Annotated in this window: 22 protein-coding genes; 2 read left to right on the top strand and 20 right to left on the bottom strand. The window is 43.7% G+C overall.

Annotated elements, in window-relative coordinates:
• Nucleotides 1-66: 66 nt before the first annotated feature.
• From M1E06_RS04750 to degQ, 4 genes are all read right to left on the bottom strand, one after another.
• Nucleotides 67-2382, bottom strand: a complete 2316-nt coding sequence (locus M1E06_RS04750) for a sensor histidine kinase (protein WP_020452789.1) — start codon at nt 2380-2382, stop codon at nt 67-69.
• Nucleotides 2383-2402: 20 nt separating this feature from the next.
• Nucleotides 2403-2573, bottom strand: coding sequence for a competence pheromone ComX (comX, locus tag M1E06_RS04745; protein WP_020452790.1), 171 nt, complete (start codon nt 2571-2573; stop codon nt 2403-2405).
• Nucleotides 2545-3456: a polyprenyl synthetase family protein gene (locus M1E06_RS04740; RefSeq protein WP_035337591.1), complete on the bottom strand. Its 912-nt coding sequence runs from the start codon at nt 3454-3456 to the stop codon at nt 2545-2547. The genes comX and M1E06_RS04740 overlap by 29 nt, the downstream gene beginning before the upstream one ends.
• 186 nt (nt 3457-3642) lie before the next feature.
• A complete protein-coding gene (degQ, locus tag M1E06_RS04735; protein ID WP_003184860.1) occupies nt 3643-3783 on the bottom strand; it encodes a degradation enzyme regulation protein DegQ in 141 nt (46 codons plus the stop codon).
• A 485-nt stretch (nt 3784-4268) separates the two neighbouring features.
• Here degQ and M1E06_RS04730 point away from each other — a divergent pair, with 485 nt between their 5' ends.
• Nucleotides 4269-4616 carry a hypothetical protein gene (locus M1E06_RS04730; protein ID WP_223254849.1) on the top strand — a complete coding sequence of 116 codons (348 nt, stop codon included), beginning with the start codon at nt 4269-4271 and terminating at the stop codon, nt 4614-4616.
• A 42-nt stretch (nt 4617-4658) separates the two neighbouring features.
• Here the strand turns inward: M1E06_RS04730 and M1E06_RS04725 are convergent, their stop codons facing one another.
• The 7 genes from M1E06_RS04725 to M1E06_RS04695 form a co-directional block, all read right to left on the bottom strand.
• Complete coding sequence (locus M1E06_RS04725) at nt 4659-5879, bottom strand: EAL and HDOD domain-containing protein (RefSeq protein WP_035337594.1); 1221 nt, start codon at nt 5877-5879, stop codon at nt 4659-4661.
• A 177-nt stretch (nt 5880-6056) separates the two neighbouring features.
• On the bottom strand, nt 6057-7466 hold the full coding sequence (locus M1E06_RS04720) for a nicotinate phosphoribosyltransferase (protein ID WP_229029889.1): 1410 nt from the start codon (nt 7464-7466) through the stop codon (nt 6057-6059).
• 77 nt (nt 7467-7543) lie between these two features.
• Nucleotides 7544-8095, bottom strand: coding sequence for a cysteine hydrolase family protein (locus M1E06_RS04715; protein WP_020452795.1), 552 nt, complete (start codon nt 8093-8095; stop codon nt 7544-7546).
• Nucleotides 8096-8280: 185 nt separating this feature from the next.
• Entirely contained in the window at nt 8281-8682 is a 402-nt protein-coding gene (locus tag M1E06_RS04710) for a YueI family protein (protein ID WP_026580054.1), read from the bottom strand.
• A gap of 93 nt (nt 8683-8775) precedes the next feature.
• The gene (locus tag M1E06_RS04705; RefSeq protein ID WP_020452797.1) at nt 8776-9024 is read right to left on the bottom strand and encodes a YueH family protein; all 249 of its coding nucleotides are present in this window, start codon (nt 9022-9024) and stop codon (nt 8776-8778) included.
• 73 nt (nt 9025-9097) lie between these two features.
• Nucleotides 9098-9319, bottom strand: a complete 222-nt coding sequence (locus M1E06_RS04700; protein ID WP_020452798.1) for a spore germination protein — start codon at nt 9317-9319, stop codon at nt 9098-9100.
• Between the two features lie 56 nt (nt 9320-9375).
• Entirely contained in the window at nt 9376-10485 is a 1110-nt protein-coding gene (locus M1E06_RS04695; protein ID WP_043054454.1) for an AI-2E family transporter, read from the bottom strand.
• Nucleotides 10486-10796: 311 nt separating this feature from the next.
• Here M1E06_RS04695 and M1E06_RS04690 point away from each other — a divergent pair, with 311 nt between their 5' ends.
• A complete protein-coding gene (locus M1E06_RS04690; protein ID WP_025809746.1) occupies nt 10797-12260 on the top strand; it encodes an esterase/lipase family protein in 1464 nt (487 codons plus the stop codon).
• Here M1E06_RS04690 and M1E06_RS04685 read toward each other — a convergent pair.
• The 9 genes from M1E06_RS04685 to M1E06_RS04645 all read right to left on the bottom strand — a co-directional run bounded on the left by M1E06_RS04685 (nt 12257) and on the right by M1E06_RS04645 (nt 24182).
• Complete coding sequence (locus M1E06_RS04685; RefSeq protein ID WP_020452803.1) at nt 12257-12787, bottom strand: HD domain-containing protein; 531 nt, start codon at nt 12785-12787, stop codon at nt 12257-12259. The two genes, M1E06_RS04690 and M1E06_RS04685, sit on opposite strands and share 4 nt — an antisense overlap.
• A 157-nt stretch (nt 12788-12944) precedes the next feature.
• Nucleotides 12945-13676 carry a (S)-benzoin forming benzil reductase gene (locus tag M1E06_RS04680; RefSeq protein WP_020452804.1) on the bottom strand — a complete coding sequence of 244 codons (732 nt, stop codon included), beginning with the start codon at nt 13674-13676 and terminating at the stop codon, nt 12945-12947.
• A 20-nt stretch (nt 13677-13696) separates the two neighbouring features.
• Nucleotides 13697-14152, bottom strand: a complete 456-nt coding sequence (locus tag M1E06_RS04675; protein WP_020452805.1) for a hypothetical protein — start codon at nt 14150-14152, stop codon at nt 13697-13699.
• A 12-nt stretch (nt 14153-14164) separates the two neighbouring features.
• Nucleotides 14165-14653 carry a type VII secretion protein EssA gene (gene essA / locus M1E06_RS04670; protein ID WP_025809752.1) on the bottom strand — a complete coding sequence of 163 codons (489 nt, stop codon included), beginning with the start codon at nt 14651-14653 and terminating at the stop codon, nt 14165-14167.
• Nucleotides 14643-17708 carry a type VII secretion protein EsaA gene (gene esaA, locus M1E06_RS04665; protein ID WP_020452807.1) on the bottom strand — a complete coding sequence of 1022 codons (3066 nt, stop codon included), beginning with the start codon at nt 17706-17708 and terminating at the stop codon, nt 14643-14645. Before esaA ends, essA begins: the two co-directional genes overlap by 11 nt.
• Nucleotides 17705-22189 carry a type VII secretion protein EssC gene (gene essC, locus M1E06_RS04660; RefSeq protein ID WP_048350241.1) on the bottom strand — a complete coding sequence of 1495 codons (4485 nt, stop codon included), beginning with the start codon at nt 22187-22189 and terminating at the stop codon, nt 17705-17707. The genes esaA and essC overlap by 4 nt, the downstream gene beginning before the upstream one ends.
• A 36-nt stretch (nt 22190-22225) precedes the next feature.
• Nucleotides 22226-23551: a type VII secretion protein EssB gene (gene essB, locus M1E06_RS04655; protein ID WP_048350242.1), complete on the bottom strand. Its 1326-nt coding sequence runs from the start codon at nt 23549-23551 to the stop codon at nt 22226-22228.
• Nucleotides 23552-23565: 14 nt separating this feature from the next.
• The gene (locus tag M1E06_RS04650; protein WP_020452810.1) at nt 23566-23805 is read right to left on the bottom strand and encodes an EsaB/YukD family protein; all 240 of its coding nucleotides are present in this window, start codon (nt 23803-23805) and stop codon (nt 23566-23568) included.
• A gap of 80 nt (nt 23806-23885) precedes the next feature.
• Nucleotides 23886-24182, bottom strand: coding sequence for a WXG100 family type VII secretion target (locus tag M1E06_RS04645; RefSeq protein WP_003184900.1), 297 nt, complete (start codon nt 24180-24182; stop codon nt 23886-23888).
• Nucleotides 24183-24513: the final 331 nt, after the last annotated feature.

Genomic DNA, 24513 nt, shown 5'->3' with positions numbered 1-24513 from the left:
ACCTTGCCCTATCACCATTTTATAGAAAAAACTTGGCGGATGCCAAGCAAAAATGTTAACTAAACATTACAATTCCATTTCAATGGCGACCCTGAAGCCTTTCCCTTCTGCTGTCTGTATATCCAGACTGCCGTTCAGCGCGCGGACTCGCTCGCGAATGCCCGACAGCCCCATGCTTGCGCTGTTTTGATAAAGCTTGTCCGGATCAAAACCGATGCCGTCATCTTCATAATGAAGAACAACTTTTTCTTTTATGCAGACAAGCATAATCAAAACCTCATTAGCTTTCGAGTGTTTAACCGCATTGCTTAAAAGCTCCTGCACAATTCTGTACAAATTCAGCTGCGTGTCCAGGTCGAGCACCTTTGAGAACCTTTCCGTATTGAGGCGGATCTTATCGATCGATGAGGACTCCTGATGCTGTGCCGCCAGTTTCGAAAGGGCTTTGACCAGTCCGAGATCGTACAACAGCTGCGGCCTCAGCTCCTGACACGTTTCCCTTGTCGTCTGGATGACGGTGGACATTTGCTCATTCATATTGATGAGCCTTTGCCTGATTTGATTCGTACAGACTTTATCTTTTTCAAAATCAGCCAGAAACATCTCGCTTTGATGCTTCAAGGAAATCATGTCCTGCAGCACAGAATCATGAAGATCACGGGCCAAATCAGATCTCTGCTTCTCTTCAATCGCAAACATCAATTTATTCAGCCACGCCGGATTCGGCCCTTCTTTTTTCACATGTTCCAGATGCTCCATCAGCTCGCCGATTTTCAAGACGTTTTCCAGGGAAACACTCGTATAAAACGCCAGCGTCTCAAGCCACGAAATCTCATCGCGCGTCAGCCTAGGCGTATTTAAAACCGACAAACACAGCATGACATAAGAAGTCCCGCCCCGTTCACCGATCTTAATCAAAAATCCGCGGTCGACTTCGACGATTTTGCCGATGTCGGTGATGACCTTGGTTACTTCTTGTTCGTACGGGATCCACGGTTTTTCTTCTGCATCATTCTCTAGCATCGATACCGATCCATCGTTTTTTACTTTGAGCATATAAATATTATTAACAAGAAGCACGTCCAAAACGATTTGTTTTAACTCCATTAAAACTTGATTTAAAGACGTAAATGTTCGAATGGTTTGAGTAAATTTAAAAATACTATCCTGGTAGTTAAATTTTTCTGAAAAGCGCTTTAGCCGAAAGCGGAAATCAATAATTTCTTTTAAATAGAAAACGCCTACCATGATAAGATATGTAAAGATTGTAACCTGTACTGTGAAAAATTCTCCTTCTTGATGCTTAACAATGGCTAAAATAGTAATAATTAAAGAAGTTGGAATTATCGCTAAAAAACTATAATATTTCAATCGACCAATTAAAAATTCAATATCATATATTTTATTAGACATAAATTGATATACCAAAGATAAAGGAATCAGCAACAGAAACGGGGACACAACAATGGCCGAGAAAATATAATCGCCAAAGACCAGCATAGGAAGTACATAGAAAAACAAAAAAGGTACCAATGCAATGAAGTTCATCAACATTAATATTTTCAATAAGTAGGACTGTTGAGAATACTTGAATTTAATTAAGGCATATGTAATCAGAATAAAAACAATGACCGTCGAAATAAAGAACGACAATAAGTTAATGCTTTTTAGAATACTTCCCTCAAATTCAAATAAGTATAAACCAGCTTCAAGTATGAGGTTTATAAATGGTATTAAATAAAGTAAAAAAACTTTATTACTGAAAAATGTTTTCCCTATCTCTTTAAAGTATCGATAAATAAAATGTAAGTAGCTAGTTGGAACAGCTAAAAAAGTAAGTATATTTACAAATCTACTGAAAGTGTCACCTCTTGCAACTGCGCCTGCACTAACATAAGCTATAGAAGTAATAAGCAGAAATAGGACTAATAAAAATGCTGAGAAAAGATTTTTAGATTTGTTTACTTTAAAAATAAAATACACACAAATTAAACATAAAAAGTAAAAGATCAACGGAATGATAAATATAAAAAAACTGTCATAACTGACTAAATCCAAATATATCAGAGAATCATTCTCAAATACTTTCCCATTTCTTTCAATTGTTAACGTTAAAACGTTTGACAATGTATATTCCTTATCTTTTTTAAATGGAACCTGCTGCCCATTTATTCTATGAATGATATCTCCTTCTTTTAATTCTGCATAATCAGCGGCTAAAGTGTGTTTTTTCACTTCCACAACTTCAAGACTGTATTCATCAAGATTTTTCACCTTTAACCCAACTAGATTATTATTAAAACTAAGATAGCAAACATAGAGAACATAAATAAAACTTAACAATATGAGAACTAGTGAAACCTTGTTATAATATGACTTCATTTAGAAATCCCTACTATTCATTATTTGAACCATAAATTAGGGTAAGGACCCCAACCTGCTTCAATTCTTTTAAAACCTTCAATTAAACTGAAAACTTGGTCTTTATCAACACCTATAAGACTGGCTTTGCCAGCAATAACCTGTTCCAACACTTCCGGGTGTTCAACCAAAAAACTCACGATCTCCTGCATAATACTCTCCTCGTAAAGACTCGTTTAAAAGCGCAGACATCAAACGTTCTTTCTCCATATCCCCCAACTGCAGCTCCCCAATTCCCTTTTTAAATTTCTGAATAGCGAGCTGATTCATAACATACATATACTGAGTGACGCCTGCTGCTTTCAATTTCTCTTTATAGCATTTTATTTCTTTATCGGCAATTTTATCCTCAGTTTCAAATGTTTTTAACAAATCAATCGATGGCTGGTTAAATTTTCTTGACAAATATAAGTACGCAAGCGTCCGCTTTTTCTTGGCGATATCGCTTTTTGAATCATAAAAAAGTGCTTTATAATCATTTTCGATTTGTGAAGCAATGCCCAGCTGATATGCGTACTTCTCCACCGCCGGGTCAAATTTGCCCGTGGCAAGCATCGCCCCAAGCACGCATGGCAGAGCCGTCAGCGCCCCGGACTTACGCTTGATCATGTCAAGGCATTCATCTTCAGTGGCAGGCCGGTTGCTGAGATCGTCATGCTGTCCCTGCATCGATTGAAGTATATATTCCATCAGTTTTTCAAAAAACACCGGTTCTTTCGACACCGAACTGATCACTTTAATGCTTATTGTATAAAGCGCAGTCGCCGCATTCATTGCGACTGAACGGTTTATTTTCATCCAAGGTTCATCGGGGCTGTCTTCATCCTCTAAATCATCGAATATATCAAACGCAAGAATCAAAAGTTCTATGCCCGCTCCAAGCGTTTCCGCCGCATCAGCGTCCGTGCCGCCGAAACTTTGGTAATGATAAAAAGCAAGCTCGCTGAAATGCAACTGGTCCTTTGCATCTAGAAAAGCGTGCAGCGTCCGATTTAAGTCCGCGTTGGGAATCTCAACGTCTATAAAATGATTCATTCTTTGCTTGATTTTACTGTGATCTAGACAAAAAAGCTTAGAGATGGTGCTCCCTCCTTTCTTAATATTTTACTAAATCAAATTCCCGATTGACAGAGCAATTTTTTTATTTAACAATTATATAATAATATATCCTTTTTTTGGATTTGTTCGCAAAAAAAAAAGACTTGTCTGAAACAAGTCTTTTTACGAGGTTTTTAGATATGTGTACTTATCGTATTGATCAATGCTTTTGTTAATCTTGCGCAAGGAGTCCTTTGTTTCTCTGATTTCATTCTCTAGCCGCCAAAGCAGTTGTTTTAATTCTTCAATTTGTTGCTTTTCCACCGATTCCACACTCCTTTTGGAAGATCAATCAATTTGTGTATAGTGAACGAGTCATAGGTATTTGATCTGTTAATACAAGTTTAAAGGGAATTGGTCTCTTTTTCACCGAAAAGTTGCATATAAATTCATGCGTTACACCGCAAACTTTAAATAGACCATAACACCCATTCTACACGACTTGCGATTAGTTCTCAATTCCTAATGAAACATAAAATTTTAGTTTGTTTTTAAAGGGATCAAATAAAGATCACTAATAAACCCCTTTAGCACCGCAAGTTCAGTTATTTTTTGTTCGTTTTGCGACATTGAGTCTAAAGTAATAACTAGCGGGGAATAGAAAAACTTGATTGTTCAAGGAACGCAGATCGGGTATGCACCACCGAAAAACACGCAATAGACCGACACGCATTTCGGCCCTTAAAAAAAACCGACCCTTCGCCTTACACCGCAAAAACCGCAATTTGACCCGTAAAAATTGAAACGAGGTGTTCATATTGCTTCCTTCTCATTGCTTTTGGATGCATCCATACCAACATATCCGCTGCCGGCAGGTCTATCCGGAAGTTGAAGCCAGCGCCTTTTCGCGTTCGGCAAAAGAAGCGGAGGGCTTGATGGCTGACGGACAAAGAATTTTAAGCAGGCTTTCAGCATCGCGTGCTTTGGCTCACCAAATCATGACGGCTGCCCAAAGCAACCAAAAAAATACCGTCCTTGCCCTGCTCAGACAAACTGGCGTCCGCAGCCAGCTTGATGCCTCTTTCGATCCCGACGGCATCCGCATCATGCTTATCAGCCCCCGCAGCAGAATATTCCTCCTCCTGCGTTGGTCTTAGCGCAAAAAAAATTCCGGTCCCTAAAAAGGAGCCGGAATTTTTTTATAAAAGTTTTTGACACCAATCAACGGCTTCAAGATAGCATTGATACGCTTCATCTTTTGTTAAGCCTTCTGTTTCTGGCGTGCTGTCTTCCCATTCGTTTCGCTCGATCGATTTTGCAAGCCGTAAGATTTTTCGATAATCGTTTTCTTTGCCGAGCAGTGCTTGTCCTACTTCGTCCGTCAGCGGCAGTTCGCTGATGACTTCCGCCAGTTCTTTGTGAAGCAGTGTATCGATAAATGAAAACATGCCTGTCAGCATATAAGAAGCCGGCTGAGGGCGATTCGTTTTTTTCGCCAGCAATTCGCAAAGCTTCGCGCGGATCAGCGAAATCTTGACGACTTCGTTCTTGCTGGAGTTTTGTTTTTTCGTTAAATCCTTAAATGAGAGGATGAAGATCCACCTTTTGATTTCTTTAAATCCGAGAAGCACGATAGCCTGGCGGATGCTTTTAATCTTTTGAATCGGCCGGTTGGCCGGAGAGTTCAACAGCTTCAGCAGCTGGTAGGAAAGCGACAAATCGCGTTCTATAATATTTGTGACGTTTTCAATATCAGGCTGATCTTCGCTTAATTCATGCAGCAGCTCATAGTAAGCATGGAAATGATATGTAATGTCCTGACCGTCAATCACAGCGGGCTCGCTGAAGAAATAGCCTTGAAACAGTTGAAATCCGTCTTTTGCCGCCTGCTCATAATCCTTTCGCGTCTCCACTTTTTCAGCGAGAAACGTCAGACGGTGGTTCCGGCATGATCGAAGGATGCTCTGTCTTTCCTGCCGCGTCGTTTTGAAAAAATCGATCTTCAAAATATCAATGGATGCCAAAAGCTGATGGAGCAAGTCCCTCTCCACGCGATGTTTTAAACAAAAATCATCAAGGGCAATCGTGTAGCCGAGGCTTTTCAAATGCCTGCACCTTTCGATAAGCTCAGGGGTGATCGGCACATCTTCAAGGATTTCTACAACGAGCTGGTCCGGATCAAAATAAGTCGGCAGCCCTGATGCCAAAAGACCTTCGGTAAAATTCACGTAATACCTTTTGCCTTCTGTCAATTTATCGATTCCAATGTTTAAAAAGCTGTTAATCATCAATTCTGTTGTCGCTTGATCACCGTCAATACCGGAAAAAAAGTTTTTCTCGCTTTCTCTGTATAAAAGCTCGTATGCGACAACTTGTTCTTTTCTGTTGAATATTGGCTGTCTGGCAACGAATACCCTCATTCTTTTTCCCCCTAGCGACTGAGGTGCCTTCGCTTTTAAGTATATCAATTAAATGAGCAAATCCCGTCCGCTTAAAAAATCCGCCCAAATATTGAACTTAATATTGAAAAACAGATAATCCCCGAAGAAATTATCTGTTTCAATCCCCAGTTATATTAAAAACTATCGTTTACAGAGTCAACCTTGATCCAGACCTTTTTTCGCCTTGATTTTTGCTTCGTGAATTTGCTGCATCTTGTTGTTCCAGCAAGCTTCGCTTAAATCGACAGGATATTCTTCGGGCTTGCTGATCCGCTTATACTCTTCCCAAAGCAAACTGAGATTTTCTTGAACATACCGCTTAATATCCTGAATGCTCGGATTCTCATAAACAAGCTCGCCTTTTTCAAAGATCGGCTGGTGAAGGTCTTTCGCATCAAAATTCGTCACAAACTTGCTGATAAACGTATGAACGGGGTGAAACATCTTCAGCCGCTCCTGTTCATTGACCTTTTCATAGTCCAAAGCGATATAATCGCCTTCTGAATGATGGTTCAGCTGATTGATGATTCTGTACACCTTTTTCAAGCCTGGAGTCGTCACTTTTTCCGGATTCGAAGAAATTTTAATCGTGTCTGCCATCTTTCCGTCTTCTTCGATGGAAACGAGTTTGTAAACCGCGCCGAGAGCCGGCTGATCATAAGCGGTAATCAGCTTTGTGCCGACGCCCCAGACGTCGATTTTTGCGCCCTGGGCTTTCAGGTTCATAATCGTATACTCATCAAGATCGCTTGAGGCGACGACTTTTGTATCTGTAAATCCGGCTTCATCCAGCATGGCTCTCGCTTTCTTGGACAAATAGGCGAGGTCTCCGCTGTCCAGGCGGATTCCTGAAAATTCAATTTGATCACCGAATTCCTTCGCCACTTTGATTGCATTTGGAATGCCGGAACGCACCGTATCATATGTATCGACCAAAAAGACACATTTTTTATGGGTTTCCGCATATTTTTTAAATGCCGTGTATTCGTCGCGGTAGGCTTGAACAAGCGCATGGGCGTGCGTGCCCGATACCGGAATGTCAAAACGCTTGCCGGCGCGGACATTGCTTGTCGCATCGAACCCGCCGATAATCGCGGCCCTTGCTCCCCACATCGCCGCGTCCATTTCATGCGCGCGCCTTGTTCCAAATTCGAGCGCCGTCTCATCTCCGATCACACTTTTGATTCTCGCGGCTTTTGTCGCGATCAATGTTTGGTAATTCACAATGTTGAGCAGAGCCGTTTCAATCAGCTGCGCTTCGGCCAAAGGCGCTTCGATTCTCATGATCGGTTCGTTTCCAAACACGATTTCGCCTTCCTGCATGGAATAAAGCGAACCGGTGAATCTCATATCTTTTAAAAAGCTGAGAAAGTCATCTTTGAAGCCCAGCTCTTCTTTTAAATAAACTAAATCGCTTTCAGTAAATCTGAAATCCCGCAAAAACTCAATCGCTTTTTCAAGACCGGCAAAAACGGCAAAACCGCTGTCAAAAGGGAGCTTTCTGAAAAACAGTTCAAAAACGGCTTTCTTTTGATCAATGCCGTCGCGCCAATACGTTTCCGCCATATTAATTTGATATAGGTCTGTGTGTAGTGCTAGACTGTCGTCTGTAAAACGGTGTTCCAACCTTCATTTCTCCTTCCTCAATCTGACACTGAGGCTCCCAGGGTGTTTGCAAAATGAGAAAGAGCCCAGTCGTGCCCGTCCGGGTTAAAGCTAGCCACTGCGTTTTGATGAATGACAAGATTAAACCCTTTATTATAAGCGTCTACTGCGGTATGGAGCACGCATATATCTGTGCATACGCCAACGAGGTGCAGTTCTTTAATATCCCTTTCACGAAGCTTCAGCTCGAGGTTTGTCCCGGCAAAAGCAGAGTACCTTGTTTTTTCCATGTAATAGACATTCTGGTCATGTTCGTGTTTTCGATAAAGCGCTTCAAGCTTTCCGTATAAATCCTGTCCTGATGTACCTTTTATATTATGTGGAGGAAACAAACGGGTTTCCGGATGATGCGAATCGCCGGCCTCGTGTGAATCGACTGCAAATACGACGTAATCGCCGTTTTGAATAAACGTTTCCGCGAGACGCGTCACGGCGTCTTCGATTTCCCGGCCTGGTTCTCCGCACGTCAGCTTTCCGTCAGCTGCGACAAAGTCATTTGTATAATCTATACATATAAGAGCTTTTTTCATTGCCGCCCTCCCCGCCTTTTGTATGATAGGTAACATTATAACTTATCTAAACGGACAAGTGAATGGCGAATCAAGCGGATATGGCTGCAAAGCCGCGCCAGCAGCGGGTTTTTTCTTTTTCAGAAAAAAACAAAAACCGCGGGTTTTCGCACGCCCTGTGGAAGACGCGTGCGAAAACCCGTGCCTCATCTCTTGTTTAAAACCGACTGCTCAAAGATGTCGTCCTGAACATAAATCGATTCTTTCTCTACAGCCTCGCGCGCTGCGAGGACAAGTCCAAGGGGAGTATCCGATTGCTGGTCGGACACGATGGAAAAAGAAACACCTTGTTTATTGGACTCCTTGATGTAAGGAGATAAATGAGAGTAGTCGATTTCACCGTTCAGCAATAATGTCGCATCCGCTTTTGAGCCAAGCGCATCGATGACTTCGCGGTATGCCTGCGGACGCAGCACTTGTCCTTTCGTCAATGCGATGATAACCCGTTCCCTCAGCGAGCCTAAAAACAGTCTGCGTTCATCCGGCTTCGTTTCGCGTGGTCCATACATTCCCTGCTGTAAATATTGATCCATTGATTGGTCGCTCACGTCTTAGACCCTCCAGTTTATCTTGCTGGCAGCTTGTTTTAAGCTGCGTTTTTTTATCAGTATGCCCATGAAAACAGCGGGCATGAGCCCGGGCTACATTTCGGTCACCCATTGTACAATCTTTTTGGACAGCTCCTCGGCCGCATCCGCTTCAGCCACTTTCGACAATGACCGGTCAAGCTTTTCGGCGAGCTCTGCTTTTTCTTCCTCATAAGAAATCAGCTTACTCCACTCCAGTTGCGGCACAGCCACAAGCGTATGAAATTCCTTTTTATTTTCATGGAGGTAAACGTCTGTGATCATCTGATCTTTGTTCAAGATGTTTGCCTTCCTGATTTTCATCTTTGTCACCTGCCTTATCTATCTTTTTTCCCATTATACTATAAAAAAGAAACAGCCTCTTTAAAAGAGGCTGTCACAGGTTCAATGACTTGAAACCGTCGATCACATCCGCATCTGTGAAGGATGTTTTATTGCTATTGTTTTGAATCAAACCGTAGTCCCCTGTTAAAAATGTACCCGCTCCTCCTCCGGAAACATCCGTGCACTTCGGGGAAATGGCAAACACATCTCCAAAGAAGGCTGCGCTGTCATCAACGACTTGCCTGATAAAAATCGGTCCGACGATCGCCGGCATCTTCACACCTCCGCCATTCAATTTATTAGCATCATATGTGAAAATGGGCAAAACGTTCAGACTTCAGCATTTTCCGCCGTTTCTTTTTTATACCTCTGCCTTAAACGGACAAGGCGGACGATATTCAATGTAAAAGCCTTGAGCAGGGCATAAGCCGGAACGGCCAGGATCATGCCGAGAATACCTCCGAAGCTTCCGGCGCCGATTAATAAAAGGATGATCGTCAGCGGATGCGTATTCAGACGGCGGCCGATAATCAGCGGCGACAGCAGATTTCCGTCTGTCTGCTGAACGGCAACGACGATGATCAGCGCGATGAATGCTTTCGTCGGCGAGTCGAGAAAAGCGATAATGACAGCCGGTGTCGCTCCAAGAAACGGTCCGACATATGGAATAATATTCGTCACGGCAATAATCATGCCGAGAATCAGCGCGTATTTCACACCGGCGATCCAAAAACCGATGAAGCACGCCGTTCCGACAAACATACAAACGATCAACTGTCCTTGAATGTAAGCCGCCAGCGTCTCATACAAATCCTTAAAAATTTTCAGTCCTTCATTTTTGTACTTGTCAGGCAGAATCTTAACAGCCAAATTCGGGAAACGGTGGCCGTCCTTCAGCATATAAAACAGGATGAACGGCACGGTAACAGCCGTGAGCGCAATGTTGGTCACAACACCGAATACAGAAGACAGGCTCCCTGTAATATTCTCAGGCAGGCTCGTCAGATATTCGCCGATTGAGCTTTCGATTTTGGCAACCGACACGAAATCCTGATTCATTATCCAAGTGAACCACTGCGAATTCGACATTTGCTTAATGAAAATCTGGATCTGTTTCACATAGGACGGAATGCTGTTAAACAAATCGGTCACCTGCTTTGTAAACACAGGACCGACAGATGACAACACAAACACGATCAATGCCACAAACGCCAAATAGATCAGCAGAATGGACAGCGTTCTCGGCAGCTTTTTTTCAAGAAACCGCACGATCGGATTGAATATAAAATACAAGATTCCCGCGATTAAAATCGGTGTAAATAAAGTCGATGCAAATACAATGATCGGTTCGAAAAGAAAAGACACTTTTGTCGACACATAAATAATAAGAAGAACCAATAAAATTTGCAGCGTCCAAAAATGGGTTTTTGATTTAAACAAGCTTTGTTTCCTCCCGGTTGTTTTCATTACTCTAAAAACTACTATTGACACCATCGTCTGTCAACTGTTTTTACATCATCAATACGGACGGCGGGGAAAAGAGTTTCATTTCCTTCAAAAAAGATGAAAAAACGCGGCGGTTATGTCGAAGGTTGGAATATATCCTCATATTGAATACCGTTTCAGTCTTCATTGTAAATATTCCTCCCGTTTATGAATATTTTCTAAATTTTTTTCAGTATATCGGTATAAAGTTCACCTTCAGAAAATAAGATGAAAACGCTTACAACAAAACCATGAGGTGAACAACGATGAAAAAACTGGTACTGCTCATGCTTGTTTTGCTGGTCGTGTATCCGCATGTATCGAAAGCGGGAGGATTTAAAGGAGGAGGAGGCGATCCGGGCCACTGGTTCGCGGGAGACCCTGTTGAACATCCTGATCCCGCAAAACCGCCGATTGTATTTGTCCATGGATTAAACGGCTCTTCAAACGCTTGGTTTGACGAAAATGACATGGCGGAGCAGGCGTGGAAAAACGGATATGATGCGGCTTTTATCGATCTCCACCCCGATAAAGACATGCAGGATAACGGAGCGATGCTGGCCGCGAAACTGCGCGAAATCTACCAGCATTTCGGCCGCAAGGTCATTCTCGTTTCCTACAGCAAAGGCGGAATTGACAGTCAGTCGGCGCTGATTCATCACAACGCATACCATTATGTCGAGCGCTTGATTACGCTCGGAACCCCCCATCACGGTTCGCAGCTGGCAGACCTTGCCTACAGCAGCTGGGCAGGATGGCTCGCCGATATTTTAGGCCAGAAAAATGACGCCGTTTACTCTCTCCAAACAGGGTTTATGAAATCGTTCCGCGATCAGACCGACAATCATCCCAATCGATCGAAAACCAAATATTTCACCTTGGCAGGCAATAAAATCGGCGGGTTCGGCAGCGTTTTATTTTTTGGAGGCGTCTATTTAAACATGTTTGGCGAAAATGACGGAGCCGTCACCGAAAAAAATGCGAGACTCCCTTACGCCACAAACCTGAATACAGGGAAGTGGGATCACTTCTCGATTATTAAAGGAAACCTCACATTTCCTGTATTTTTGCCTTTATTGACGGTTCAGGCATATGCAAATGAAACAGCGGCCATCAAGGAAAACCTATCGTACCCTTTCATCAGAGGAGGGGAAAATCATGGATTGAGAGAAGAGGAATTCGCCGTTGAAAAAGGCGTCAAGGAAATAACCGTTCACTGGCTGAGCAATCATTCCTCGGGAAATATCAAATTGACAGATCCGCACGGCAAGCCGCTCAAAGATTTTTCAAAAGCAAAGACGGCGGATGTTTTTGAAGGGGGATTCGTCCATTCCGCTGCCATTAAAAATCCGGCAGCAGGTACATGGAAGATCGCATCATCTGTCAAACAAAAAGAGGCGTTTTTGTTCATTGTGACGTTCGATTCTCCTCTGAACCAGCAAATTAAAAACGCAGTCACCAGAGAATCGGCAAATCTTGCGAATGTTAAGGCGTCCGTTCGTTCTATCCGCTATGAAAACGGAAAACAGGCCGAGAAAAAGTCGCTGAAACCAGCTTCCATCAATGCGCTGCAAAACAGCCTGTCATTCAAAAAAGCGGGCTTGTATTCGGTGACGATCGACCTTTCAGGAAAAACGGCAGACAACTCGCCGTTTAACAGGACGATCATCCGCTCTATTTATGTAAATGACAAAGGGGAGAAGTTTGAAAACAGCCCTTTGTCCGATTAAACCGTTCTTTTCATGGGAGATAAAGATTCATCGACCATGCGGTCAAGTTTTCTGATCTTTTCAAGCGCCAGCTTATGATCGATTTTGCGGTAATGGTGGTTTCCGCCCGGCTCTTCATCCAGCTCATCCGCTTTTTTGACGATTTCCTGCAGCTTGTTTTTATCGAGGTCCCCTTCTGGCAAATAGGAATCCGTATGAAGCAAAATCGCCAAAGCAATCTCTTTTGCCGCTTTCCGATCTTCGCCGAGGCGGATCAGAAGCTTGTGAGCGCGCTCGGCACCCTTTATCGCGTGAATGTCGTTTTGCTTGTATTTTTCATAATCCCATTCCCCGTCGGTATACCATTCATAATGACCGATATCGTGCAGCAAAGCCGCTTTTGTCGCGATATCAGGGTCTACTCCCGCTCGCACCGCCAGGCGGTATGCGTGGTAAGCGCAGGCTACGGCATGAGCTACACCGGAGCGTGTTAAATATTTTTGTGCGATTGGATGGGTGAATACATCCACTAATGTTACGTTTCTCATGTAAACCCCTCCTTTATATATTTTTAGAATCCTAACATATTTTCATGTAAATCTCAATTGATCTGACACATCATATTTAAAATTCCGCTATATGAGCCTGCGCCATAATAAAATAAAAACAAGCACAATCGATTTGATGTGCTTGTTTTTTTATTTTTCACAAAAACTCTTTAATGTCATACACTCTGCCGTTTTCAAAGTCGGTCTCAAGCAGATCGAGCAGAACGCCGGCGACGTAAGGCGTGCTTCTCAGCTTTCCTTCTGTTTGATAGGTTTTGAATCGTTCAATTTCATGAAAGTCTTTTTTCGATGATGAACGTATTACCTCTTGCATGCCGGTATCCATGATCCCCGGTGAGAAAGAAATCATTTTCACCGGATCAGATTGATCTTCCTGTTCAAAGCCGAATGTTTTCGTGAACATATCGAGCCCCGCTTTTGAACTGCAGTAGGCGCTCCATCCTTTATAAGGGTTTTTGGCCGCACCTGATGATATATTGACAATCGATTTTTTACCTTTGTATGGCTTGAGCCATTTGGTAAACAGCTGGCTGAGAATCACCGGAGCTAACAAATTCAAGTCATAATGCAGCCTCAGCTCTTCCAGTTCAGCTTCACCGGCGCGCTTGATCGGCGTCACCATACCCGCATTGTTGATCAAGGTGATCGAAGTAAAATCGCGGGCTTGGACAGATTCTGTCAATTGCCGAAACCACTTTTCTGTTTCGACGAGCTGTGTCAGATCAGCCTCATGCCGGATCAGCCTCTCATGACTGACTTCAGACTTGGTCCTTGAGACAGCGTGAACAATATGGCCTTTTTGCAAAAGCCCTTCGGCAATCGCGGCGCCAAGCCCTTTTGACGCTCCGGTAACAATGGATAAATGCATACGGCGTCCCTCCTTATCCATTATTGTACTGATTCATCAGCCTGCTTCTCAAGTGCAGCGGTTTTCTGTTCCGGAAGAAACGCGGCGAGCACGTAAAAAACCGCCGTCAGTAAACTGAACCATTCGAACACAATCAGCTGGAGAGCTGCTCCAAAAACAAGCAGACCTTGCGTCCATGAACCGCATTTCCCTTTTAAAATGCGAATCAAAGCAAAGATCATGATGGCGAGTGCCACACCCGAGCCTAGCAAGCCATAACCGTAGTGGACAAAGTCCGCCATTGCCTGATCGTGTCCCTCCCTCATCGATGGGTATATCAGTAAAATGATGCCTAATGTGCAGATGACCACAATGTAATAGAAAATGGATTCTAACATGAGCAGCCCGTGTACTGCCACAAGCATTAATAACCAAATCGACGCCAATGCAAAAGCTAACCATGCAGATAGCACCTTATAGAACCTCGGATTTTTCATTGTTGAGCGCTCCTATTTTTTCTGCTGCCCGCTGACTTTCGGAATCAAAAAGAACAGACCTGCGATGCATAAGAGGATCAGCAGACCGTATAAGATGGGCAGGAAGATGGATTGCCGGCTTTCCGCAGCGTCATCTTCCCGTCCCGATAAGGACGGATTTGCCGAGAATGACAGGTCAAGCTGCTTCAGCTTTGACGCCACGGAATTGCTTTCATTCGTGAAGCTTCCGGACAGGCTTTTCAGCTTTTCGATGGCATCTTCTTTTTTCGAATCTGTAAATGAGAATTCCTTCAGTTCTTCTGGAATTGATATTTCTTCCTTGTATTCCGTCTCTTCTTCCTGAAGATAGTCCGTCTCGATTTTAATATCCTGCTTTTCATACTCGTTTGGCTTTACATCGACTTTATCGGTTTCCTCCGCCTTCACGAACGGAGTGAAAAGAAAGAAGGAGAGCATGACTGCCATGATCCCCTTCTTTCCCCATTTCGCATTAAGCATCATGGTCAGTCTCGCTTTCTTCTGTTCTTGATTTTGCAAAATCGATAATAAAAGGAACAGCAATCGCGATGATCGTGATTAAAATTAATGCACCGATTCCGAGTGCAAACTGGCTTCCAGTTCCGTACTGAATCGACATATATACGGTTGATACCGGATTGTTAAAGCTGAAGTTCGGCATCGCCAAGTCAAGCAGCGGCGCTACATAGAACAGCACCATAGCGGCTGTTGCGATTCCGCCTGCGATCGATCCCAGCATAAACGCCGTCCGGATGATGGCTGAACTTGCGACCAGCAGCAAGATCGTAAAGACCGACCACATGACGGCCTGATCGTCTGCGAGTGAGTAAATGTTCAAACCGAACAGACTGATCATCAGTCCGACAATAATATTCAAAATGCCAAACAGCGCGCCTCTGACTAAGAGCGGAGCATTTTGATAATGGTGGCTGAAATATCCGATCAGCAAGCTGGAAAGCATCACAATCACGAGAATGACGACCGGCGGTACGTTTTGCGCTTTCGACTCTGGAACATCCCCGCTGATTTTCACCGGACTTGCCAGATGATCGTATACATATCCGTCGTTTCCTCCGAACGCATTGCCGAGAATGCCGTACACGTCTCCGCGGATCAGCTTTGTCGTCGCGACATTTTGGCCCCAGTTTGAATTCAGGGTATCCGCTTTTTTCTGAACATCGTTCACACTTTCCTGAATATTGCCCGTGTACTCGATGACGCCTGATTGCGTTTCCGACAAGGAACCGAGCATGTTAGACAGCTGCAAAATGTCATTTCCGAGCGTATCCTGCATGCTGATGACCATCGTTCCATCTGTCGCGTCTCCCTGCATGACCGCCGTTCCGGCGCCTTCCGGATTGCGCAGCTGTTCAGATACGGCATTTGCTCGTTCTGAAATCGTGCTGAGTTCATTCAGCGTTTCTGTTTGCTTTTCATCAATGAATGCGCCGTAGCTGTCAACAAAATCAGTCATGCCAGTGGTATATGATTCTATATCTTCGTTTGTCGCCAGCATGTTGTTCTTGAGGTTTTCCCATTTTGTGGTTTCGTTTATACCGACTCTGATTACTGTGTCGACATTGTCTTTTTGGGTAGAAATTGCGCTTTGTTTTACTGAATCCACTGGATATTTTGAACCCAAAAGCGTATGTTCATAAACAGAGAGAGAACCATAATATGTTAAAAGCTCCCTGACATTTGTCGTATTTATTTTAGAATCAAAGGCCTCTTTTAATTTATCTTGTCTCGGATCCCCATCCAAAAACTTCAATATTTTATTTTCTTCATTATCTATCCGTTCATAAATCGTATCAAATTTACTTTCAAACTCTGTGATTCTATTGTTTAACGTTTCTATGTCACCTTTTAATCCGTCAATTGTTTCATTTAAATCGTTAATTTTTTCTCCAAACTTATCAAGCTGTTTTTGAACCTCATCGTTGTGAGTTTCCTGTTTTGCACGAAGATCTTCTTCCACCTTCTCAATACGAGCGGCAGCATTGTTTAACTGTTCTTTTAATTTAGTAATTTCATCATCTTGCTGATCTGCAGGAGTTTCGCCTCCAGGTTGCTCGGATTGTCCATTTTCGGATGGTTCCGAAGGTGTCTGATTTTCATCCGTTGTTTGATTAGCATCTTGATCCTCAGTTTGACCGTTATCTGGATCGGCGCCCTGATTCTGGGTTGGATCAGGTTCGTTCGAAGAATTATCATCCCCTGGATTTTCACTTCCGCTATCCGGAGATTCTTTAAGACCTTCTGATATTTCTTTCAGGTCAGCCGCGACGCTTTTTAATTCGTCTTGTTGTTCTTGAAGGTCAATCTTTAAATCCTTCGGCTGTTCTTCATCATCGTTATTCTTATCATCATCGTTATTCTTATTATCATCGCTATTGTCTTCACTTGGATCGTTGCCCGGAGAATCTTCTACAGTCAAGGCCGACCGAGCAGCAATCAAATTACGTTGAGCCTCATCCAAATCAAATTCTCTCTTTTGCTCATGATAGACCTTAATTAGCTCATTTTCTAACGTGCTGATTCCATCAAACTGCTTCTTGGGTACCTGTGTATACCTATAATCTTGCAAATCCTTATTTGAAGTTACGGCCCTACTAAATTGATTTTGTAAATTTCCAAACGACGTTGCCATGCCGTTCATTTGTTCGCTGAAGCGGCTTTGGGCGCTGGCTTGCTTTTCTTTGATAGATGTTAGGCCGTCTTGAATTTGCTTTTCACTGTCCGCTTGTGCAGCTTGAAGCAGTTCCGACTGCTTTTCTTGATATTGTTTGTACTGATTGACGTTGTCGACGAAGCTGTCCAATTGTTTTTTGGATTCTTCTACGCCTGCGTTGCGCTCTTTTGATGTGCCTTCTGTTTCATTGATCGATTCTTTTAGCCTGTCGATCATCTCTTTTTGTCTTTCTACTTCGCCCGCTAAATTGTTGGAGCTCGGCTTGTAAAAATTGTACATCGCGTTTTGGAACTCTGATTCTTTGTTTACGATGCTGTCAAACTCTTTTCTGACCTTTTTGACTCCCTGTTTGACAAAGCGCCAATACAGGGAAGACATTTTTTTGCTCACCGTTTTTTGCGCGTCTTGAAGTTCGCGCTGGACTTTTTCCTTGTTGACGGCGTCAAGCTGGTCCTGAATTTTAAATTCCAGCTCCGCTTTTTGTGGACGCTCATGGTTGTAGCTTAAAATGTTTTGCGAAAAGTCCGACGGAATGTAGACAATCGCATCGTATTGCTTCTCCGAAAGTCCGCTTTCTGCTGCGCTCCGGTTGACGACCGTCCATTTATAGTCCGGACGGTCAACCAGGGAAGCCGAGATTTCGTTCCCCAGCAGCGCATCTTCATCAACGGTTCCGTCATCTTTCAAAATGCCGGTATCTTCATTGACGACAGCGATTTCCCTTGTCGCGTTCGATACCTTTTTCGTCGGGTTCTCACCGATGAAATGAAAGAACAAGACGGGCAGCAAGATGATCGTGACGAAGGCGCTGATAATTTTCAGCGTGCTTTTTTGTTGTTCCGTCATTTCGTTTTCTTCCTTTCTACGGCACATAAAGGAATTTGAATTTTCCTCTCTTTGCCGTTTTCAACGATATAGCCAAAGCCCGGGAGAATTTCCGGCTCCTGGCGTTCATATGGGAGCTGAATCAAATTCTGCTCGGATTTTTTCATCAATAGCATGGCGTGTCTGACCTGCTTGACTTCGCTTGTCAGCGAATCATAGCCTTTTGTGAACTCGCTGTGATTTCCGGCAGGTATAAAGTGGAAGCCTAAATGGGCGTATGACTTCATAAACATCGCCATTTTATCCTGAATAGATGCGTCGATCGTCTGCTGGAACCGTGAAAGTCCGTCGACGATAAAGACCATCGGTGAAAAATCAAGGTTGGCGATTTCGCCTTGTTTAACGGCTTCCAAATACATCGCTTCTCTTGTCCGGCAAATTTCTTCCGTCTCAGCCAGCCAGAGCATAATGTCGTCTTTTGTTTCAAGATAGCTGATTTGATCCTCTGTCGCATATTGAGAAAGCCCTCTGTCTATCGAATCAAACACGGCAATTTTTTTCGTGTCATGGTCAAGCAGGTGCTCGAGCATGATCTTGATGACGTTTGTTTTTCCGCGCTGCGTCTGACCCATGATGAGGCAGTGCTTATTTTTCTCAAGGTTAAAGTATACCGGTTCGACAGATTCTTCATCGAGTCCCATTGGAATAAGGCCTCTTTCAGGCTGAAGCGGATAATCTCTCACAAACTGCGTAACGGAAAGCTCCAGCGGCAGCATCGGCACAGGCGCCGGCTTTCTCATGCCTTCCGACCGTTCTGCGATCGCCTGAATGTCGGATTTGATCCGTTCAAACAGCTCGATATCATTGTCCGCTTCCACAGGCATAAACATTTGTGCGAAGTATTGGTTTTCTTTATTGATAATGACGCGTCCAGGGATCGGTTCAAGGCTGAATTCCGGCCTTCCGATGATCGAATATGCTTCAGTCTGATCCATCAGGTAGTGGACAACCCTCGTTTTCAGGTTGTTCAAGAGCGACTGTCTGATCGCATTGACCCTTGTCGCGGTCAGGATTAAATAAATTCCAAGCGACTGGCCGTCGCGTGAAAACTGGATAAATTCGCTTTCAAGTTCATGCATTTCGTCTTTAATGATGTCAAAGTTGTCGACCGTTATGAAAATAAACGGCAGCTTTTCCTCATTCAGCGCATTGTACATCTTGATATGGCTGATTTCTTTTGCGCGGAAAAGATTTTTCCGGTGCTCGATTTCCGCCTTGATCCGGATCATGAATTTCTCGATTTTTCTCGTTTGGTCCATCAAGAAATAATCCGCGGTATGCGGAAGCCTTGCAAGCGGAAGCAGCGTTCCGTTGCCAAAGTCGAAAATGTAGTAATGCAATTCTTCCGGTGTATATTGTTCGGCAAAGCTCATCATGAACGTCGTAGCGGTCAGGGATTTTCCGTAGCCTGACGATCCGACGATGCCGATATTGCCGTCATCCATCATGCGATAGCTGATCGGCTCCTGGCTTTGCTTTTCAGGTTCATCGATATAAGCAAAGTTAAAGGCATCCGCTTCCTCAGACGGGTAGCGTGTTTTAGGTATGCGCTCTTCAAGAGGCGGCAACCAAGGGCTCGGAAGCTTCTCGATTCCCATTTCCTCTTGAATCCGTTCAATTTGTTCGACGACTGCGGAAATTTCCGTTACGGCCTCTTTTTTCGCAGTATGATCGGCGTCAACGTCTGACAAAGGAATTAAACCGGTGTCTGTGACGATCGCCACTTCATCCTCTGTACCGTAGCCGTCCTCCATGTAAGGGGCGCCGCTCCATGCAGACTGGAACAGTTCATACACCTCATTGTTGCCGACTTGCAAATAACCGCGGCCCGTTACCGTGATGGTAGCCGCATCTCCGTTTTTAAGGATTTCTTTACTATCATTCGCATCCTGAACCTTCAAGGCGACCTTGAATCTGGAGTTGCTCCAAATCTGGTCGTCGATGATGCCGCCCGGTTTTTGCGTCGCCAAGATTAAGTGCACCCCGAGACTTCGGCCGATCCTTGCCGCGCTGACAAGCTCGCGGATAAATTCCGGTTCTTCGCTTTTCAGCTCGGCAAATTCGTCTGAAATTAAGAAAAGGTGCGGCATCGCCGTTTTCGCTTTTTTCTGTTTGTAAAGCTTTGTATAGTCATTGATATGGTTGACTTTATACTGATCAAAGAGCCGCTGCCTTTTCTTCAGCTCACTCTTAATGGACGCCAGCGCCCGGTTGCTGAAGTTCTTGCTGCCTTCAATGTTAGTAATCGTTCCGAGCAAATGCGGGATGTTCCGGAACGGCTGCGCCATTCCGCCCCCTTTGTAGTCGATTAACAAAAATGCGACTTCATGCGGGTGGAAGTGAACGGCCAAAGACAAAATATAAGTCTGCAAAAATTCACTTTTACCCGAACCGGTCGTTCCGGCAAGCAGCCCGTGGGGGCCGTGGGCTTTTTCGTGAAGATTTAAATGAACAATGTCGTCTTTTCCTTTATAGCCGATCGGCACGGCCAAAGATTTGGCCGATTCGCTTGTCAACCATTTTTGGCCAATACCGATGTCATCGACTTCCTTCACTTGGAACAGTTCGAGAAACGATACGGTATCAGGAATCGAATTCGTCATGCCCGTCTGGTGGTCAAGCGTTCTCAGCGTCCGGGAAAACAGTTCGTTGTCTTCCCTGTTGTGGTGATCCAGCTGAAACGGGATCTGGACGGCTTTCTTTTGCTTGATCAAAATGTCGCCTTCCTGTTCAGTAATATAACGAACAAGGGTATGAATGTTTTCGGACAGGCTTTCTTTCGTCTCTGCCGCCACGATTGTCGACACTCCGAGGTTTTTCTGCTTGCCTTCCAAATATTCTAAAATGACGTGTTCCGCGATGAGCTGCTGATTTGTGATGATAAACACAAAGTGCGGCTTATACAAAGTATTCTTTTTGTTTTCATCTAAATCCCGTTCTCTCAAAATTTCATATATGCTTGAAAGGAGCTGATCTCTTGTCTGTTCGTTGTAAATAAACCCTTTCGCATAAATATGAGGCATCTGAAAATGCGGAAGCCACTTCATCCATTCCCATTCTTGATACTCGGCTTCGTCAAAAATAAAGACAAAGCGCAAATCATGATAGCTGTGGAAAAATGCGAGCTGGCCGACAAGCTGATGAATTTCATTTTTGACGACAGACAATTTTCCGACGACGCCCATCGGGCCTTCAGCAAGATTCACGGTGATCGGTGCATTTTTCAGTTCTCTGTAGACCTCTTCCATTTTTTGCGATTGTTCAAGGAGATGGTCTGTATCGCGATTGGCCAAATCTCCGCCGTTCAAATTGATTTGGTATGAAGATGCAACATTTCCCGTTCCAAGGCGGATTTGCAGAAAATCGGCGCTTTCAATCGATTTTTCCCAAATCCGTCCGCTGATCTCCTTTGTTAAATATTTCATTCTCTCAAATGTAGGAAAATGGAAATCAAGGACGAACTTTTGCCTTTCTGCAAGTTCGTGCAGCTCTTTCTTTTTGTTTTCAAGGTAAAGGGTGTAGACCCGCTCTCTTTTTTCTTCTCTTTTTTTACGCTGATTTTTGTCGCGGAAGTACTGCACGGTTGACGTAATCAGCGTCATCATAAACATCGCAAGGGAGACGATGATAAAAATTCCCCGCGGCTGAATGAGCGCCACGATCCCCATGACGAGCAACATGACGATCGGAGGCAAAATCATCAGCCATAAGCCTCTGTTGTCTCCGTCGCTTTCCTGTGCCGGGAAGCTGAAGGATATCTTTTCATCCGGCAGATCGTAAATCATTCTCGGCGGCCTGCGGTATTGCGGATATTTATTTTTTGTCTCGGAGCTCGGCTTGAGAATGTTCTCCAAAGACGTATCATATTGCCCGAACCCCTCGATTTCCAAGAGGTCATCTTCAATGATGCGAAGAATATTCAGTCCAAATGCGATTTCGTCTCCATTTTGCACGGAGACCGAAGCGGACACTTCTTCTCCGTTCAAATAAATTTTGGCGCCATTCGGCAGGACATTCCATCGCCCGTCGAGGCGGATGAAGGAGAATGTACCTTTTTCTCCAAAGAATGAATCCGTTTCATTGAAATAAACATCCGCTTCTTGATCGAGGGAAGAAATGACGACTTCCTGTCTCCCTCCTAAATAGTAGGCGGGAACGCTGTCGGATTCTTCGGCTAAAAAAAGTGTCAGCTGTTCAGCGCCGCTTTGGACGGACGCCTTTCCGCCAAGCTTTAAAGAAGAAACAGTCTCCCCTCCCAGCTGCACGTTGAAAGCGTCTGAGTCCTTCTGCTTTTCCAGTACCACCGGGCCTTTTTCAAACGAAAAATGCTTGATCGTGACAGAATGTTTCAAATCCGGCCCGATGGTGAGCGTACGGCTGTTCTGATCATCCAGTTTTATTTTTTGATAGTTTTTATGATAAAAAATCCATAACAGACTCATTTCCCCGCCTCCTGCCAACAACAGGTGTTTTCGCTTTTATTTATCATCTTTTTTCTTTTTGTCTTCCTTTTCTTTATTTTCTTTTTTCGCCTGCTCTTGCTCGGCTTTCTCCTTTTCAGCCTTTGCGGCTTCTACGTCCGCCTGGCTTTGCTCGGTGTTTGCCTGCTGGTTTTCATCAGTATTCTTCTGCTCTTTTTTATTTTGTTCCAATGTCTTATATAATTCGTCAAATTCCTTTTGCAGCGGCTCCAGGAGCTTTTCTCTCTCATCGCTCGACATTTGGTCATCCGCTTTTATTTCACTCATATATTTTGTAATTGCGTAGATAATTTGAAGGTCGTTTTCCAGTTTCCGGCCTGTCTCAAGAGCCCCCTTATTATCCCCCCGTCCGATCTGAATCCAGTAAAGGAAATTATTCGGATCGACTTGGAGCGTCAGGCTTTTTAAAGCATCTTCCTGCCAGTCCAATTCCTTCAATGCGCTCTCAACAAGCACATACGAATAAGCCAGCTGATATTGAACAGAATCAGGCATCTCGCCGGCATCATATTTATCAAGCGTACTGATGACTTTGCTGTACTGTTTATTTAAGAAGTAGCGGTTGCTTTCGATAAACGCCTGCTGTTTCGGTTGTGCAAAGAATAATGAGTAGAAGGAAAATAAAACAGCCGGTATTAAGCATAAAATAAGTCCTAACCCTATGTACCTTTGAATCTTCCATTTCTTCTTCGGAAGATGGACAAGCGTTTTTTCTTCGGCATCCAGTTCATCGATCCTCTTTTGAATGACGGCTTTCAAATCGCCGTACGTCCCGCTTGTGATGATGTCTTTTACCTGGTCTGAAAACTTGATGGTTTCGCTGTATTTTAAATACTCTTCAAAGGTAAACTGCCCGTCGACAGCAAGCGCAGCGGCGGCTTTCACTTCATTGAAAAGTCTTTCTTCGTCGTGTTCATATGGCGGAATGCTTTCTTTCACTCCATAATGTAAAAATTTAGGTGTTAATCCTTTGTCAAAAACAATGTTTTCAGGCGCAGCGATCAGGTGCAGCCTTTTAATTGAATGTTCTTCGACGGCTTTCACGAGCTGGTACGCAAAAAGCCATTTGCTTTTTTTATTTTTTCCTTTTATATAACGAAATTCTTTATATTCGGAAGGAGGCTGAATCAAAATTTGGACTTCATCATCGGTCATGACGGTTTCTTTATTAAAGGAAGGATCGACTTCTTTGATGACGTTTGCTTCCAAGCCGTTCACAAGATTGATCTTTTCTCTTTGAAAACGAAAGATATATGAACCGTCTTCTTTCGTCATGACGGCCTCTAATTGGTCTTCGAGATACGTTTTCTTTTTCTCTGCCATTCACCCAGATCCTTTCATAAAATTTCCAGGCGGTCACCTGTCGTAATTCCGCATTGCGATAATGTATATTCGCCTGAAAAAACGGCATCTTTATTTGTCACCCTTACCCAGTAGCCTTCCCGGGGAGGTACCGGTATGCTTTTGGCTTGCCACGCGATGTCGATTACCTTTTTAACAGAATGGTAATCTGACAGTCTGAGGTCAAAGGCGCTGCCGTCGTAATGTTTTAAATCGATGGTAATGTCAACATACACCAGTTCATCACCTCTCAATAGAAAAAGCGCCGTCATCTTCTTTTGAATTAGGCGCTTCTCTCATTCTTCTAATCTGTAAATTAGCCGCGGATTTGGCTAGCGATGTCTTGGTCAGTGCTTTCAAGAGTGTTAGCAGTCTGATGAAGTTGTTTAGAAACGTCGCTTAGAAGTTCAGCCATTTTAATAAAAGAAGGTCTTAGCTCTTGATATTGCTCTGAGAACGCACGGCTTGATTCACCTTCCCACATATCTTGAAGCTGGTTGATCATTTGATCAAGGCGCTGATTGACCTGTTCAGTCACATCTCCGCTTTCTTTTTGATATCTGTCAGCCATTTGCCGCAATTCAGCCGGCGTAACACGAATGATTCCTGACATATTCCTTATACCTCCTGCGCTATTCGCCCTAGATATGGGCTAAATAACTTATTTTTTTGAACGCTTTTATTATAAAAACAAGATTGAGGCACAGTCAAACAAATCTGTTGTTATTTTACAAAATGAGTCTAAAGGTTTATCATTCCTCTATTTCCACCCAGCAAAAATTATAGAAATCTAGTAAAATTATCTCAATTTTCTTCTCTCGTAACATTTGAATCAAATGGCATGGTTCTGTGTACCCACATGAGTCTGAACCGTTTCCATAGGATAAAGGAAGGATTGCATAAGCGCAAAAAAAGCCCGCCTCTAAGAGAGGCAGGCTTGTCTC

The organism is Bacillus sp. AK124 (assembly GCF_053903085.1).
Note: the sequence above shows the minus strand (reverse complement) of the source record. Positions and strands in the feature narration are given on the sequence as shown.